The sequence below is a fragment of the Enterobacter sp. IF2SW-B1 genome (genome assembly GCF_001743375.1).
In the GTDB taxonomy this organism is placed as follows: domain Bacteria; phylum Pseudomonadota; class Gammaproteobacteria; order Enterobacterales; family Enterobacteriaceae; genus Enterobacter; species Enterobacter bugandensis.
Genome location: NZ_MJAA01000003.1, coordinates 453,236 through 467,948 on the forward strand (window position 1 = coordinate 453,236; position 14,713 = coordinate 467,948).

15 protein-coding genes are annotated in these 14,713 nt (G+C 57.3%); 9 read left to right on the forward strand and 6 right to left on the reverse strand.

Going from position 1 to position 14,713, the window contains the following annotated elements; translation table 11 throughout:
• Positions 1 to 44: 44 nt before the first annotated feature.
• Entirely contained in the window at positions 45 to 1,025 is a 981-nt protein-coding gene (gene ydcK / locus A6013_RS09805; RefSeq protein ID WP_041910038.1) for a YdcK family protein, read from the forward strand.
• Here the strand turns inward: ydcK and rimL are convergent.
• From rimL to A6013_RS09825, 4 genes are all read right to left on the reverse strand, one after another.
• Complete coding sequence (rimL, locus tag A6013_RS09810) at positions 1,020 to 1,568, reverse strand: 50S ribosomal protein L7/L12-serine acetyltransferase (RefSeq protein WP_045260491.1); 549 nt, start codon at positions 1,566 to 1,568, stop codon at positions 1,020 to 1,022. The two genes, ydcK and rimL, sit on opposite strands and share 6 nt — an antisense overlap.
• 45 nt (positions 1,569 to 1,613) lie before the next feature.
• A complete protein-coding gene (locus tag A6013_RS09815; protein ID WP_045260490.1) occupies positions 1,614 to 3,269 on the reverse strand; it encodes a glucan biosynthesis protein D in 1,656 nt (551 codons plus the stop codon).
• A gap of 242 nt (positions 3,270 to 3,511) precedes the next feature.
• Positions 3,512 to 4,285 carry a transporter substrate-binding domain-containing protein gene (locus A6013_RS09820; RefSeq protein ID WP_069732978.1) on the reverse strand — a complete coding sequence of 258 codons (774 nt, stop codon included), beginning with the start codon at positions 4,283 to 4,285 and terminating at the stop codon, positions 3,512 to 3,514.
• Between the two features lie 10 nt (positions 4,286 to 4,295).
• On the reverse strand, positions 4,296 to 5,465 hold the full coding sequence (locus tag A6013_RS09825; protein WP_069732979.1) for a pyridoxal phosphate-dependent aminotransferase: 1,170 nt from the start codon (positions 5,463 to 5,465) through the stop codon (positions 4,296 to 4,298).
• Between the two features lie 114 nt (positions 5,466 to 5,579).
• On the opposite strand from A6013_RS09825, the gene A6013_RS09830 reads away from it, so the two are divergent.
• Entirely contained in the window at positions 5,580 to 6,422 is an 843-nt protein-coding gene (locus A6013_RS09830; protein WP_069732980.1) for a LysR family transcriptional regulator, read from the forward strand.
• On the opposite strand, the gene A6013_RS09835 is transcribed toward A6013_RS09830, so the two are convergent.
• Together A6013_RS09835 and A6013_RS09840 are read right to left on the reverse strand one after the other, a co-directional pair.
• Entirely contained in the window at positions 6,409 to 7,914 is a 1,506-nt protein-coding gene (locus A6013_RS09835) for a carboxylesterase/lipase family protein (protein ID WP_069732981.1), read from the reverse strand. The two genes, A6013_RS09830 and A6013_RS09835, sit on opposite strands and share 14 nt — an antisense overlap.
• A 43-nt stretch (positions 7,915 to 7,957) precedes the next feature.
• Positions 7,958 to 9,301 (reverse strand): VOC family protein, encoded by a 1,344-nt coding sequence (locus A6013_RS09840; RefSeq protein WP_069732982.1) that lies wholly within the window; start codon positions 9,299 to 9,301, stop codon positions 7,958 to 7,960.
• A 506-nt stretch (positions 9,302 to 9,807) separates the two neighbouring features.
• Between A6013_RS09840 and A6013_RS09845 the strand changes: the two genes are divergently transcribed.
• The 7 genes from A6013_RS09845 (at position 9,808) to cydB (ending at position 14,712) form a co-directional block, all read left to right on the forward strand.
• A complete protein-coding gene (locus A6013_RS09845; RefSeq protein WP_004150795.1) occupies positions 9,808 to 9,993 on the forward strand; it encodes a general stress protein in 186 nt (61 codons plus the stop codon).
• 94 nt (positions 9,994 to 10,087) lie between these two features.
• Complete coding sequence (locus tag A6013_RS09850; RefSeq protein ID WP_008502272.1) at positions 10,088 to 10,582, forward strand: ferritin-like domain-containing protein; 495 nt, start codon at positions 10,088 to 10,090, stop codon at positions 10,580 to 10,582.
• Between the two features lie 23 nt (positions 10,583 to 10,605).
• Complete coding sequence (locus A6013_RS09855) at positions 10,606 to 10,809, forward strand: hypothetical protein (RefSeq protein WP_008502273.1); 204 nt, start codon at positions 10,606 to 10,608, stop codon at positions 10,807 to 10,809.
• 25 nt (positions 10,810 to 10,834) lie between these two features.
• Positions 10,835 to 11,341 carry a ferritin-like domain-containing protein gene (locus A6013_RS09860; protein ID WP_028013107.1) on the forward strand — a complete coding sequence of 169 codons (507 nt, stop codon included), beginning with the start codon at positions 10,835 to 10,837 and terminating at the stop codon, positions 11,339 to 11,341.
• A 17-nt stretch (positions 11,342 to 11,358) separates the two neighbouring features.
• Positions 11,359 to 12,231 carry a manganese catalase family protein gene (locus A6013_RS09865; protein ID WP_028013106.1) on the forward strand — a complete coding sequence of 291 codons (873 nt, stop codon included), beginning with the start codon at positions 11,359 to 11,361 and terminating at the stop codon, positions 12,229 to 12,231.
• Positions 12,232 to 12,298: 67 nt separating this feature from the next.
• A complete protein-coding gene (locus A6013_RS09870; protein WP_028013105.1) occupies positions 12,299 to 13,702 on the forward strand; it encodes a cytochrome ubiquinol oxidase subunit I in 1,404 nt (467 codons plus the stop codon).
• Positions 13,702 to 14,712 (forward strand): cytochrome d ubiquinol oxidase subunit II, encoded by a 1,011-nt coding sequence (cydB, locus tag A6013_RS09875; RefSeq protein ID WP_028013104.1) that lies wholly within the window; start codon positions 13,702 to 13,704, stop codon positions 14,710 to 14,712. Before A6013_RS09870 ends, cydB begins: the two co-directional genes overlap by 1 nt.
• Position 14,713: the final 1 nt, after the last annotated feature.

Consider the following 14,713-nt stretch of genomic DNA (forward strand, 5'->3'; position numbering starts at 1 on the left):
AAAGTTTGCTACGTTTAGTGAAGACGCATATCAGGGACCCAACGATGAATAAGTATCGGCTCAGCGATGAAACCCGGCTCTGGCAATGGAAAAATGGCGAAACATCCCACTCAACGACGCTGCGGCAGATTATCGCTACGGTGGACTTTAACGATGTGAAGGCCGGCACGAAAGGCGGCTGGATTGACGATGAGCGCGCCCTTGCGCAGGACGGAGACTGCTGGATCTACGATGAAAACAGCGTGGTATTCGCCGGCGCAACCGTGTCCGGCAACGCGCGCCTGACCCTGCCGTGCACCGTCAGCCATGACGCGCATATCGGCGATAACTGCTGGCTTGACGCCGCAGAGGTCAGCCACGGGGCGCGAATAAGTGACAACGTCACCATTCAGCACTCCTGCGTGCGGGGTGAGTGCCATCTTTACGGCGACGCGCGCGTCCTGCACAACAGCGTTATCATTGCCGCTAAAGGCCTCACGCCGGACCACGACCAGATCCTGCAAATTTACGGCAAGGCGACGGTAAGCCGGTCGCGCATTGTGCATCAGGCACAAATATACGGCGAGGCGATGGTAAATAACGCGTTTGTTGAGCACCGCGCCGAAGTGTTCGACTGCGCGATCCTCGAAGGTAACGAACTCAACAACGTCTGGGTGTGCGACTGCGCCAAAGTGTACGGCAACGCCCGCGTGATAGCCGGTTTCGACGATGACGCCATCCCTACCGTGCGCTACAGCTCTCAGATTGCCGAGAACGCCGTGGTGGAAGGAAACTGCATCATCAAGCACCACGTCCTGATCGGCGGTCAGGCATGGCTGCGCGGCGGGCCGATCATGCTGGATGATAAAGTGGTGATTCAGGGACGCGCGCGGATCAGCGGCGACGTGCTGATTGAGCATCGGGTAGAAATCACCGACGATGCGGTGATAGAGGCCTTTGCTGGTGAGAGCATTCACCTGCGCGGTGAAAAGGTGATCAACGGCGACCAGCGCATCACCCGCACGCCGCTGCTGGGGGCGCTATAGGGTATAAATTTTGCCGTAGATGTTCACATCGTCATAGGCGCCATTCAGATATTCCGCTTCCCGCAGGCACCCTTCCAGCGTAAAACCGTTGCGCAGGGCCACGCTGTTGCTGTGCTGATTCGCCACCCGACACTTGATCACAAATCGGCGGATCTCACCGCGCTCAGCGTAGTAGCGCATAAACGCCTGCAGCGACTGCGAGAGGATCCCCTGCCCCTGGTGCGCTTCATCCAGCCAGTAGCCGATGTACGCGGCTTTGTTGGCAGGCTCAATCGCATTAAACGACAGTACGCCGACCAGCGCATCCTCCCTGAAGATCAAAAACATTTTGGCGTAGCCGCGCTGGTGCAACATCTGGTTACTCTGCACGTTGCGTCGGGTGTCATCTTCAGTCCCCACGTGCTGCGCCCAGTCAAAGGCGGTTTGCAGATAGGCTCTGTTTTTGACGACGAGGTTATGCAGTTCGGCGGTGTAGCGCTCTTCGACGGCGCGAAGCTCGAGAGCGTCAGATACGGGAATAGTTTCGGATTGTGTTGCGGTCATTGCCCCTCACCCTAACCCTCTCCCACAGGGAGAGGGAATCGATCGTTAACGCATTACCCGGTCATCAACGTAATGACGTTTATCCGGCGCTGGCGGGAAATACTGATACAGCCAGGTTTCGCTGATGGCATCGCCCTGGCAGCGCAGGAACAGGCGCATATCCACCGGCTCCGTCGAATCCGACGTTGGGTACCAGTCAAACAGAATGCGATACCCGTCAAACGGCTCAACGTAAAGGATCTCAACCTGCTTCGCTTCACCGCTGGAGAGCGTAATCACCGGTTCGATGCCCTTCGGCGCAGCGGCCTTCAGGTCGCCGCCGACGAAATCAATTGCAAAGCGACGGGCCCACACTTTCGGATAGTGTTCGCCCGGCGCCCAGCCCTCCGGGAAGCCGCCCATGCCGGTACGGGTCGCGTAAACGTTGGCCAGCGGGGAACGCACCGGCGGCTGCGCGCTCCAGTAGAGACGATATTTAAAGTCCAGCTCGTCGCCCGCTTTCACCGGTTTTTCCGGCTGCCAGAAGCAGACCACGTTATCCAGCGTTTCACCGGTGGTTGGGATCTCCATCAGCGCGATAGATCCTTTCCCCCAGTCGTTGCGCGGCTCAACCCACAGGCTCGGGCGCTTGTTATACCAGCCCATCACGTCCTGATAGTGGGAGAAATCGCGATCGAGCTGCAGCAGGCCGAACCCTTTCGGGTTTTTGTCCAGATAGGCATTAAACTGCAGCTTCTGCGGGTTATTGAGCGGACGGCAGATCCACTCCCCGTTGCCGCGCCACATTGCCAGGCGGTCAGAGTCGTGGATTTGCGGGTGAATGGTGTCGCACATGCGGCGTTCGTTGTTGCCACAGCTGAACATGCTGGTCATCGGCGCGATGCCCAGCTGCTTAATGTCCTTACGTGCGTAGAGGTGGTTTTCCACCTCCATGATCACCTGGCTCTTCTCGCAGTGGATCACGAATTTATAGGCACCGGTGACGCTCGGGCTGTCCAGCAGCGTATAGACGGTAAAGGTGGTATCGCCAGGCTTGACGGTTTCAAACCAGAAGGAGGTGAAGTCCGGGAACTCTTCCGGGGTGTCGGTAAAGGTATCTACCGCCAGACCGCGCGCGGAAAGACCGTACTGGTAGGTGTCGTCCACCGCGCGGAAATAGCTCGCCCCGAGGAAAGAGACGATATCGCGGCGCGCCAGCTCAGGCGCTTTAAAGGCGCGGAAGCCCGCGAAGCCGAGATCGCTTTGCCCTTCCAGCTGTTTGGTATCGACACCCGTGTCACCGTAGCTGAACAGCTCAGGGCGGAAGTGGATCTCGCGCGCCATAGAGGTAGACTGGTCCAGCGAGAACATCCGCACGCGGCGGCGGAACCCCATTCCCATATGGAAGAACTGCACGTCCAGCTGACGCCCTTCAATGTTGTTCCACAGAGACTGTTTTTCATCGTAGCGGATGGCGTTATACGCCTGCGGCGTCATGGTCGCCAGCGTCTCCGGCAGCGGACGCGGCGCGCCACCCCACGGGGTTTTCGCCAGGTCATGCGCCATGGATTGCAGTACGGAGAAGTCAAACCGACGGCTCTGACCGTCAGCGATGTCAGAGTCAGCTGCGTATGCCGCTTTGGAAAACAGGGAAGCAAGGCCGGAGGTGCCGCTCAGGGCTGCCACAGCCAGCGAGCCTTTTAGAAAACGTCTGCGATTCATGCCTGGAAAAACGTCCTTATGGTCGTGTGAATGTGTTTCGCGCTCGGCGAAATGACGGCAAGAAAGAACGCACAGCCTAAACAAAAATGGTTAAGAATCCAATTGTTGGCCGGTGATTATCTGAACAAAGTGAGAAATATTTTCTGTCGACCAGAACGGCCCGAAAGTGGTGTAAAGAAAGCCTGGAAAATGTGTAGAAAAATGCCCCGTCAGGACATCAGCTGACGGGGCCAATGAGGCGGTTATTTTACGCTGACATCGATACCCGGGAAGTACTTATCAGCGAGTTTGGCGATCGTGCCGTCGGCACGTACTTTATCAATGGCGGCATCAAGCTGCTTTTTGGTGGCCTCGTCACCTTTGCGCAACCCAAAGCCGATCCCACTGCCGAGGATAGTGTCGTCAGACACCGGTTTGCCGATGAAGCCAAACCCTTTTCCCTGCGGCTTGCTGAGGAAACCCGCCTGCCCGGCCGCGGACATGACCAGCGAGGCATCAATGCGGCCATTCAGCAGGTCACCCCAGGCCATATTCTGATCTTTATACGACACCACGGTGACACCCTGCTTTTCCCAGTGCTCTTTGGCATAGGTTTCCTGAATCGACCCCTGCAGCACGCCGATGGTTTTCCCCTTCAGCCCTTCAGGCGTCGCTTCGAGCGCCGTACCGGCCTTGCCGACCAGCTGAGACGGAATGCGGTAGATCGGCTGGGTAAAATCGATGCTCTTGCGGCGCTGTTCGGTGATATTCATCGCCGAGTTGATGGCGTCAAACTTCTTCGCCACCAGCCCCGGGATCAGCGCGTCAAACGAGGTTTCGACCCAGCTGCACTTCAGCGCTGCCGCTTTGCAGATGGCATTTCCCAGCTCAACGTCAAACCCTTCCAGTTCGCCTGCCGCATTACGGCTTTCAAACGGCGGATATTCCGCTTCCAGACCGTAGCGCAGCTCGGTGGCCGCGAAGGAGGAAAAGGTACACAGCAATCCCATGCCGACAACTAACGCGCGTAATTTCATTTCATACTCCTTAGCGTGGTTTAACCCGACACAGGGCCTGGGCACCTGCCCGTAACGTCGCCTCATCTTTCGCAAAAGAGAGACGAATCAATTTATTATCCGTGCCGTCGGCATAAAACGCCGACAGCGGAATGGTGGCAACACCGTACTCAACAATCAGCCGCTTCACCAGCTCGCTGTCGCGCTCGTCGCTGAACTGGCTGTAGTCCGCCAGCATAAAGAACGACCCGGCGCTCGGCAGCAGGGTAAACGGCGAATCGGACAGCAGGCCGTGCAGCAGATCGCGCTTACGCTGGTAAAACGCCGACAGCGACAGCCAGGTTTGCGGATCGGTCATGTGTTCTGCAAACGCGTATTGCATTGGCGTATCGGCAGAGAACATCAAAAATTGATGGACTTTACATATCTCGTCCATCAGCTCTGCGGGTGCCACACAATAACCCACGCGCCAGCCGGTGACGTGATAGGTTTTTCCGAAAGAAGAAATAATCACGCTACGCTCCGCCAGCTGCGGGTGCGTGGCCATCCCGTGGTGCGGTTCCTCATCAAACACGACGTGTTCGTACACTTCGTCAGACAAAATAATGATGTCGGTATTGCGCGTCAGCGCCGCCAGCTGCTGCAGGTCATTAGCGGAGAAGACCTGGCCGCTCGGGTTGTGCGGCGTATTGATGATGATCATGCGCGTGCGCGGGGTGATTGCCGCACGGACCTCATCCCAGTTGACGGCAAAATCCGGTACCGTGAGCTTGATGGCGACAGGCGTTGCCCCCTGCAGACGAACAATCGGCGCGTAGCTGTCAAACGACGGCTCAAAGTAGATCACCTCATCGCCAGGGTGCACCAGCCCGCTTATCGCCGAATAGAGCCCTTCGCTGGCGCTGGCGGTGACCAGCACCTCGCTGGCAGGGTTATACTGCGTGCCGTAGAGCGCGGCAATCTTATCGGCGATGCGTTCTTTGAGCGGCTGCAGGCCGGTCATCGACGCATACTGGTTATGCCCTGCCTCCATCGCGCGGGTAACGCCGGCGATCAGCTTCGGGTCGCAGGAAAAATTCGGTGCCCCCTGAGAAAGGTTGATGGCGTTATGCTGGGCCGAAAGCTGGCCGATAACGGTAAAAATGGTGGTCCCCACGTCTGGCAGCTTAGAGCGCGTTTGCACCGGCGTTCGTAAAGTCATCCTCTTGCCCTTCTCATAGATATTGCATAACTATTCAAACAACAACTCCGTTGCCGGGACAATCGAATTGTTGTCATAATAGCCATGAGAAAAATGCATAGCTGAGGTGTTTCAATGTCACGCCGTTCGGTCCCGCTCAATGCCATTGACGCATTTTTAGTCACCGCGCGTCATCTGAATCTTACCCACGCCGCCGCGGAACTCTGCCTGACGCAGGGGGCCGTGAGCCGTAAGATTGCCTCCCTTGAAGCCTGGTTTGGCTTTCCGCTGTTTGAGCGCCACGCGCGCGGGTTGCGCCTCTCCCCTCAGGGCAGCGCCCTGCTTCCCGAACTGCAGTCCTCCTTCGAACAGCTGCTGAGCGTGGCCGACCAGGCCCGCAGCCAGCACAGGGTGATCCGCCTCAAGGCCCCCACCTGCGCGATGCGCTGGCTGGTGCCGCGCCTGCTGGAAGTGGAGCGCGAGCAGCCGGATCTGCAGATCGCGCTCACCACCACGACCGATCATAACGTCAATTTCAAAACCGAATCTTACGATGCCGCCATCGTCTTCGGCACGCACATGAGCGCAGGCGACCTGCTGTTCGAAGAGGCGCTGACGCCGGTATTCAGCCCTGTGCGAGCGGGTGCCGCGCTGGGTTCGCTGACGTTTCTTCATCCGACAAGGGATAAGACAGACTGGTCACTGTGGCTGGCGAATCAGGAAGGTCCGGGCTTTGCTATGCACAAAAATCAACACTTCGATACGATGGATCTCGCCATTACCGCCGCCATTCAGGGGCTGGGCGTAGCCATTGCCGACGAAACGCTGGTGGCAGAAGATATCCGCGCCGGAAGGCTAATGCGGCCCTATGAGACCAGCATTAAAACCGGCGCGAGCTACCGGCTGGTGCTGCGCGAAACGCCTTGTCAGGAGAATGGTCTGGCGGCGTTTCGCGCCTGTTTGCTTAATCGAGGCTGACGTGGTGCTTCATCACGCGCTTGAAGAGGCTCATGCGGGCGCGCATAAAGCGGTTTTCAAGCCTGAAACCTGCATGTTTATTCACACCAATACGTAACAGCACGTCCCGCCCTTTGCGGCAGGCGGGCCAGCGCGTCGGCCCGTGAAGGCTGTCATGCGTTCCGGCATCGCGCGCAAAGCTCACCCAGTAATCAGCCACCTGGGCGGCAAACGCCAGATCCCGTTCGTTAACGTACTGGCGCGAAGGCTCCACCTGCCCGAGGGTATCGAACGCGTACGGCACCTCATTGCCGTGCCAGGCACCGTTGATATAGGTGGCGTGTTCCGCTTCGGCCACATAGTCAAACCAGTAGCGCCAGCAAAGCCCGCCGACGCGCTGCTGGGCCTGCATCACCACGTAGCCCATAGTGGTGAAGGCCATGTCGCGGCACACCTGCCTGCCGAGCTCCTCGTCGCCCTTCACGCCCGGATAAAGCAGCTTGATGAGCCCCAGCCCGAAGCGGCGCTCCCGGCGAAGCTTCTGGATCTGCCCGGCGAGATCGACACCAAACACCGCCATCACGCTGGCTTCATCGCTGTTGGAGCCAATCATCACCGGCACGGGATGCTGGCGGGCGGCGAAAAAGACGTCCAGCATCGCCTCCGGCAGAACGCAATCCCCAACGATAGGGGCCGGGGCGACGTTCAGCGGCGCGGTCAGCGGCCAGAACGCCTCGGGCGGGATCGCGCGCAGCTGCTCTGCCGTCGCATTTTCCAGCCCGAAGTGGGCGGCCAGCGCTTCCCCTTTTTGCAGGGCCTGCGCGCGCGGCGTGTCCGGCAAGGTGTACCCGCTTTGCACTATCGCCTTATGGAATAGTCCTTCCGCCAGCGGCGAGGCCAGCAGCGACAGCACACTGCGCGCGCCGGCGGATTCACCAAACAGGGTCACGTTATTCGGGTCGCCACCAAACGCGGCAATATTATCCCGCACCCATTCGAGCGCGGCGATCTGGTCCAGCAGGGCAAAATTATGCACCACCCGCTCCTCTTCCCCTTCCAGAGCGGGATGGGCGAAGAAGCCGAGATGGCCGAGACGGTAGTTAATCGTGACGACAACCACCCCGCGGGATGCCAGGGCCTTGCCGTTATACGGCGGCAGGCTTCCGGCGCCGATCGTAAACCCGCCGCCGTGCAGCCAAACCATGACCGGCAGCGGCCCGGTACGGTCGATAGGGGACCAGACGTTCAGATAGAGGCAGTCTTCAGAAAACTGGCCGGGATCGCCCCCGCCCAACTCCTGACAATATTCACTGCTTTGCCAGCTTGAGGGCGAAAAGTTGGTAGCTGCACGCACGCCATCCCAGCGTTCCGGCGGCCGGGGTGAGCGCCAGCGCAAGTCGCCAACGGGCGGTGCGGCATAGGGAATACCGCGCCAGAGGTGAACGTTTTCATCGGTTAAACCAGACAGTGCGCCCTGGCGCGTTTCAACCACAGGGGCGGAAGGATTTTGCATAACGACCTTATTTTTTCCATCACACCCCTGAAGAGTAACGATTTCAGAGCAAACCGCAACGCTGTTTGCTGCGCGTTTCCGCCTCCTCGTAGAGCGTAAATTCGTCATACACCGGGCAGCCGAGCGCGGCTTCAAACGCATTGCGGCTGGCATTTCCGTGGCTGCGCGCCTGGGTTTCATTCCCGAGATTGGACTGGAAAATCCCCGCCGCGCTGACCGGAAGGAAATCTTCGTAAATTATCGGCTGGGCCACCACCCACCCGCGCTCGATCAGCGGCTGCGGGTCATCCCCCGGACGAAACGCGTGACGATGGGCCTCTCCCGCTGGGGTCAGGCGATAGCGAAAATACGCCAGCTCCTGACGGCGCAGGAACATTTCGCTGTCCGGGAAGGCGCTGAAAATCTCCCGCAAATGCAGCTGGTGCGTGAGGTTATCTTTTCCGGTTCCGGCCTGGGCCAGCAGGCTATCGTACAGTTCACGGCCTTTCGGGGTCAGTGCCACGCCGCGCTGTTCAATTTCACCGAAGCGCGCGGTGTGGGTGCCTTTATGTTCCCCGGCGAAAAGCACCGGCTCTTCGAGGGCTTTAAAGCTGGTCTGACGCAGCAGGATCGGCACTTCACGACGCGGCGGCCCTTCGATCAGAATTTTGGGCTCAATCCCGTACTTCGGCATCAGCTCCTGCACCCGGTCAATGTCCAGCGTGCGCGGCGTGAGGTGGTTGATATGGCACCCCGGGAAGCAGACCACGTCAGCTATCAGGCGGTGCTCGTTACTCAACGCCAGGTAGGTCTCCTGGTCGACCGTTGCATGACGGTGCCAGCGGAAGGTTTCTAACGCTTCCTGCACAAACTCGTGCGCCTGCGCTTCGGTAAAGTGCCCTTCCGACTCATGGAGGTCAATAAGTTCCAGACAGCGCGGCGTAAAGATGTTCCGCTGAGAGAGAATTTCTGCCGCCCGCTCGCGTAACGCCACGTTTTCAATCAGCTCAAGGCGCAGCAGTGAGGTAAAGATACGAAACGGATTGCGGCACAGCGCCGCATCGTCAACCGGACGAAACGCCGTTGAGTGGACCGGTACCCCCGCCTGAGAAAGATCGTAATAGCTGACCGGGAACATGCCCATGATGGCAAACATACGACGCAGGGTGGAAAGCTCTTGTGCCGTACCGACGCGGATCGCCCCGTGACGCTCCACGTTCAGGCGCGCCAGCTCGTCGGCGTTCGCCAGTTGTTCATGTAATAGTGGGTTATTTTCCAGAACCCCCAGGTTTACGTCCGCGACCAGCTCAAGCAAGGTGCCGTACTGCGGAACTTCCTGCTGGTACATCGCCGACATAGCCTGCGAAAAATGTTCCCGAATATCATCAGCCGTGATGGTGTTCGCCATGATGTCATGCCTCCAGTGAATATTACCTGGAGTGTAGAGAAGGCCGTTCCTTCCGGGGGGAAGAATTTCTGATTTGTGATCTTAAGACGCCAGTGGTTAAACCGTGTGCTACCGACCCCTGTCAGCCACCTCGTCATCTTTTTCCAGGATTTTCCTTATGATTCGTAGCGGCTATTTTTTCTAGCCCCAAAGGGGTAATTTCCCCCAAATCACCGCTTACAAATTATTCGTTTTTGCTACGCCATTATTATTGGCCTCAACCTTCCGATTTTTAAATGAAACTTAGGACTAATCCGATCATTTGTTTACAAGTCCTTCCCACACTTCCATATTTCCAAACCAAGCGAAGCGCAAACGCAGCAATAATTAAATATAACGCAACCGCTAATGGCGAAACGAATTTGACGTATGCCTCACAGCGACTAGAGTTATTACTCGAACGACGAGTGATACGGAATATTTTCGTATCGTACTGACATAACCAATATATGACTATGAGGTTTAATATGGCAGAGCATCGTGGTGGTTCCGGTAATTTCGCTGAAGACCGTGAAAAAGCATCAGAAGCTGGACGTAAAGGCGGCCAGCACAGCGGTGGTAATTTCAAAAACGATCCGCAACGCGCATCTGAAGCGGGTAAGAAAGGGGGACAGAACAGTCACGGCGGAGGCCGTAAATCTGATAACTCCTGATCTTATTTAGTACTCTTTTAATAAAACCTGAGAGCATGCTGCGGGCTGAAAAGCTCGCAGTACCCTTTCCTTATTTTACCGGAGCGTAATTATTATGAATATGAAAAGTGTTGAGGATGTATTTATTCATCTTCTGTCCGATACCTACAGCGCTGAAAAACAACTTACCCGAGCGTTAAGCAAACTCGCTCGCGCCGCCTCCAGCGAGAAGCTGAGCGCCGCCTTCACCGCGCATCTGGAGGAGACGCAGGGTCAGATTGAACGTATTGACCAGATCGTCGAACAGGAAGACGGTATTAAGCTCAAGCGCATGAAGTGCGTGGCAATGGAAGGCTTAATTGAAGAAGCCAACGAAGTTATCGAAAGTACGGAAAAAAATGAAGTGCGTGATGCCGCGTTAATTGCCGCTGCGCAAAAAGTGGAGCATTACGAAATAGCCAGCTACGGTACCCTTGCGACCCTCGCAGAACAACTGGGCTACAAAAAAGCCGTTAAACTTCTTGCCGAAACGCTGGAAGAAGAGAAAGAGACCGACCTTAAACTCACCGACCTGGCCGTTGGCAATATTAACCAAAAAGCGCAGAAATGACGCGATAAGACAGGTTAAATAAAATGAGCATCAGTCCCAGGACAATTAAACGGTGCCATTTAGCGGCAGCAATAATATGGTTCATTCTCGCTATCCCTTCCGTAATATGGTGGAAGAATAGCGTGCTATGGGTCATTATCATCAGCATTTACGCCAATATTGTCGGCCACTTATCTGGCTACAGTGCCGCACGTGCCGATCAGGCTGCTGAAAGTGAGACCAAATAAGCGAACCCCTAATGAGGATACAATGATGAATCACGTAGAACACTACCATGACTGGCTACGCGATGCCCATGCAATGGAAAAGCAAGCCGAATCTATGCTGGAATCCATGGCCAGCCGTATTGATAATTATCCTGATGTTCGCGCCAGAATTGAGCAACATATTAATGAGACAAAACGGCAAATTACATTGCTGGAGGAAATCCTCGACCGTAATGATATTTCTCGTTCGGTCTTAAAAGACTCGATGAGCAAAATGGCGGCCCTGGGTCAATCCATCGGCGGTATGTTCCCGTCCGATGAGATCGTTAAGGGCTCGATCAGCGGCTATGTCTTCGAACAGTTTGAAATCGCCTGCTACACCTCCCTGCTCGCTGCGGCGAAAAAAGCGGGCGATACCGCCTCTGTGCCTGCCATTGAGACGATCCTTGCAGAAGAGCGCGAAATGGCCGACTGGCTGATTCGCCATATCCCGCAAACGACGGAACAGTTCCTGCTGCGTTCAGACGCAGACGGTGTCGAAGCGAAAAAATAATCCACAGGAGAGTGCCTATGTTTCGACACGTCAAACAGCTGCAATATACGGTTCGCGTCGCCGAACCCAACCCCGGTCTTGCTAACCTTTTACTGGAACAGTTTGGCGGGCCGCAGGGCGAACTGGCTGCCGCCTGCCGTTACTTCACTCAGGGCCTGAGCGATGACGATCCGGGCCGCAAGGATATGCTGATGGATATCGCCACCGAGGAGCTAAGCCACCTCGAAATCATCGGTACGCTGGTTGGTATGCTGAATAAAGGTGCCAAAGGCGCGCTGGCGGAAGGGGTGGAAAATGAGGCTGAACTGTATCGGTCCATGACCGAAAACGGTAACGACAGTCACATCACCTCCCTTCTCTACGGCGGCGGTACCCCGCTCACTAACTCGGCGGGCGTGCCATGGACGGCAGCCTACGTCGATACCATCGGCGAGCCGACGGCGGATCTGCGCTCGAACGTGGCGGCAGAGGCCAGGGCGAAAATCATCTATGAACGGCTGATTAACGTCACTGACGATCCCGGAGTGAAGGATGCGCTGGCGTTTCTGATGACGCGTGAGGCGGCGCATCAGCTCTCCTTTGAGAAGGCGCTGCAGTCCATTCGTAATAATTTCCCGCCGGGAAAACTGCCGCCAATCGAGGAATTCACCAACAAGTACTACAATATGTCTGAAGGTGGAGAGGTTCGCGGAAGCTGGAACAGCGATAAGCACTTTGATTACGTTGAGTCCCCCCAGCCTGCGGTTGATGGCGGAGACGGTAGCGCCAGCGTGACGCTCACAGCTGAACAGGCAACCCTGGTTAAGGCGATGTCTGCCCGCACCAAGTCCGATCCCCATTCCGACCCGCTGACCGGTGCCGAGCTGGGTGCCGGAAAGAGTAAACCGTAATCGGTTTTGCCGGGCATCCTGACCTGCCCGGCAATTCTCGTGCCCCATCGCTTCAGAGGTACGGACCATGTTCGAACTTGATGCATTCCATCTCGCCAGAATTCAGTTCGCTTTTACCGTCTCGTTTCACATTCTTTTCCCGGCGATCACCATCGGTCTTGCCAGCTATCTGGTCGTGCTTGAAGGCATGTGGCTGCGCACCAAAAACGACGTCTGGCGCTCGCTGTACCACTTCTGGCTCAAGATATTTGCCGTTAACTTCGGGATGGGTGTCGTTTCCGGACTGGTCATGGCGTATCAGTTCGGCACCAACTGGAGCGGGTTCTCCCAGTTCGCAGGCAGTATTACCGGTCCCCTGCTGACCTACGAGGTGTTAACCGCCTTCTTCCTGGAAGCCGGCTTTCTTGGCGTAATGATGTTCGGCTGGAACAAGGTTGGCCCTGGGCTGCACTTCTTTTCAACCTGCATGGTGGCGCTCGGCACGCTGATGTCGACCTTCTGGATCCTCGCCTCAAACAGCTGGATGCACACCCCGCAGGGTTTTACTATCGAGAACGGGCAGGTCATTCCGCAGGACTGGCTGGCGATTATCTTTAACCCCTCCTTCCCTTACCGCCTGATTCATATGGCCATCGCCGCATTTCTGAGCAGCGCGCTGTTTGTCGGCGCGTCGGGCGCATGGCACCTGCTGCGCGGTAACGATACCCCTGCCATACGCACCATGTTCTCCATGGCGATGTGGATGGCGCTGCTGGTTGCCCCCATTCAGGCCGTCGTGGGCGATATGCACGGCCTGAACACGCTTGAGCATCAGCCAGCCAAAATTGCCGCCATAGAGGGGCACTGGGAAAATCCGCCCGGCGAGGCCACGCCGTTGCTGCTGTTTGGCCTGCCCGATATGGACGAGGAGCGCACCAAATACGGTCTTGAAATCCCCGCGCTCGGCAGCCTGATCCTGACGCACAGCCTCGATAAGCAGGTCCCGGCGCTGAAGGACTTCCCGAAAGAGGATCGCCCAAACTCGACCATCGTCTTCTGGTCGTTTCGCATCATGGTCGGAATGGGCCTGCTGATGATTACCCTCGGTCTGGTCAGCCTCTGGCTCCGCTATCGCCACCGGCTCTACCACTCGCGTCCGTTCCAGTGGTTTGCCCTTTGCATGGGGCCCGCGGGTCTGGTGGCGCTGCTCGCCGGCTGGGTGACCACCGAAGTGGGCCGCCAGCCGTGGGTGGTTTACGGTTATCTGCGCACGATTGACGCGGTCTCCCTGCACAGCACCCTGCAGATGAGCATCAGCCTGCTGGCGTTCTTCGTTGTCTACTCGTCGGTGTTTGGCGTGGGCTATGTGTACCTCATCCGGCTGATTAAGAAAGGCCCGCAGCCCGTCGATACGCTGACGTCAAACACGTCGGGCACCCCGGCCCGTCCACTGTCTGCCGCGGAGTCTGTTCCGGAACAGGAGAGAAACTGATGGGCGTCGATATCTCTGTTATCTGGTTTGCCATCATCGTCTTTGCCACGCTGATGTACATCATTATGGATGGCTTTGATTTGGGCATCGGCCTGCTGTTTAACTTCGTGGGCGATGCGAAAGAGCGCGATGTGATGGTCAACAGCGTAGCGCCCGTATGGGACGGCAACGAGACCTGGCTGGTGCTTGGCGGTGCGGGGCTGTTCGGCGCGTTCCCGCTGGCTTACGCGGTGATCATTGATGCGCTTACTATCCCCCTTACCGCGATGCTGATCGGCCTCATTTTTCGCGGCGTCGCCTTTGAGTTTCGTTTTAAAGCGACGCCTTCGCACCGCAAGTTCTGGGACTACTCCTTCGCCGGTGGCTCTCTGCTCGCCACCTTCAGCCAGGGGATCGTCGTGGGGGCGGTGATCAACGGCTTTGAGGTAGAGGGCAGACGCTTTGTGGGCTCGCCGCTTGACTGGCTGACGCCCTTTAACCTTTTCTGCGGTATCGGCCTGGTGGTCGCCTACACGCTTCTGGGCACCACCTGGCTTATCATGAAAAGTGAAGGCGCCCTGCAACGCCGCATGCGCGAGCTAACCCGCCACGTGCTGCTGGCCCTGATGGTGGTGATCGCGGTGGTCAGCGTCTGGACGCCGCTCGGCTGGCAGTACGTGGCCGACCGTTGGTTTACCCTGCCCAACTTCTTCTGGTTCCTGCCGGTTCCCCTGCTGGTAGGCCTGTTTAGCGTGCTGATCTGGCGGCTGACCCGCAACCCGGCCAGCCACTCGCGCCCCTTCCTGCTGACGCTGGGGCTGATCTTCCTCGGATTTAGCGGCCTGGGTATCAGCCTGTGGCCAAACATTATTCCGCCGCGCATCACCCTGTGGGAAGCCGCGGCGCCCCCCGCCAGCCAGCTGTTTATGCTGGTCGGGACCCTGCTGATAATTCCTGTGATTCTGGTGTACACCGCCTGGAGCTACTACGTCTTCCGGGGCAAGGTTTCGGATACTGAAGGCTATCACTGAG

Bases quoted from the DNA above. Each gene is read 5' to 3' on its own strand.
- ydcK (WP_041910038.1), top strand. From the start codon at position 45: ATGAATAAGTATCGGCTCAGCGATGAAACCCGGCTCTGGCAATGGAAA.
- rimL (WP_045260491.1), bottom strand. From the start codon at position 1,568: ATGACCGCAACACAATCCGAAACTATTCCCGTATCTGACGCTCTCGAG.
- A6013_RS09815 (WP_045260490.1), bottom strand. From the start codon at position 3,269: ATGAATCGCAGACGTTTTCTAAAAGGCTCGCTGGCTGTGGCAGCCCTG.
- A6013_RS09820 (WP_069732978.1), bottom strand. From the start codon at position 4,285: ATGAAATTACGCGCGTTAGTTGTCGGCATGGGATTGCTGTGTACCTTT.
- A6013_RS09825 (WP_069732979.1), bottom strand. From the start codon at position 5,465: ATGACTTTACGAACGCCGGTGCAAACGCGCTCTAAGCTGCCAGACGTG.
- A6013_RS09830 (WP_069732980.1), top strand. From the start codon at position 5,580: ATGTCACGCCGTTCGGTCCCGCTCAATGCCATTGACGCATTTTTAGTC.
- A6013_RS09835 (WP_069732981.1), bottom strand. From the start codon at position 7,914: ATGCAAAATCCTTCCGCCCCTGTGGTTGAAACGCGCCAGGGCGCACTG.
- A6013_RS09840 (WP_069732982.1), bottom strand. From the start codon at position 9,301: ATGGCGAACACCATCACGGCTGATGATATTCGGGAACATTTTTCGCAG.
- A6013_RS09845 (WP_004150795.1), top strand. From the start codon at position 9,808: ATGGCAGAGCATCGTGGTGGTTCCGGTAATTTCGCTGAAGACCGTGAA.
- A6013_RS09850 (WP_008502272.1), top strand. From the start codon at position 10,088: ATGAATATGAAAAGTGTTGAGGATGTATTTATTCATCTTCTGTCCGAT.
- A6013_RS09855 (WP_008502273.1), top strand. From the start codon at position 10,606: ATGAGCATCAGTCCCAGGACAATTAAACGGTGCCATTTAGCGGCAGCA.
- A6013_RS09860 (WP_028013107.1), top strand. From the start codon at position 10,835: ATGAATCACGTAGAACACTACCATGACTGGCTACGCGATGCCCATGCA.
- A6013_RS09865 (WP_028013106.1), top strand. From the start codon at position 11,359: ATGTTTCGACACGTCAAACAGCTGCAATATACGGTTCGCGTCGCCGAA.
- A6013_RS09870 (WP_028013105.1), top strand. From the start codon at position 12,299: ATGTTCGAACTTGATGCATTCCATCTCGCCAGAATTCAGTTCGCTTTT.
- cydB (WP_028013104.1), top strand. From the start codon at position 13,702: ATGGGCGTCGATATCTCTGTTATCTGGTTTGCCATCATCGTCTTTGCC.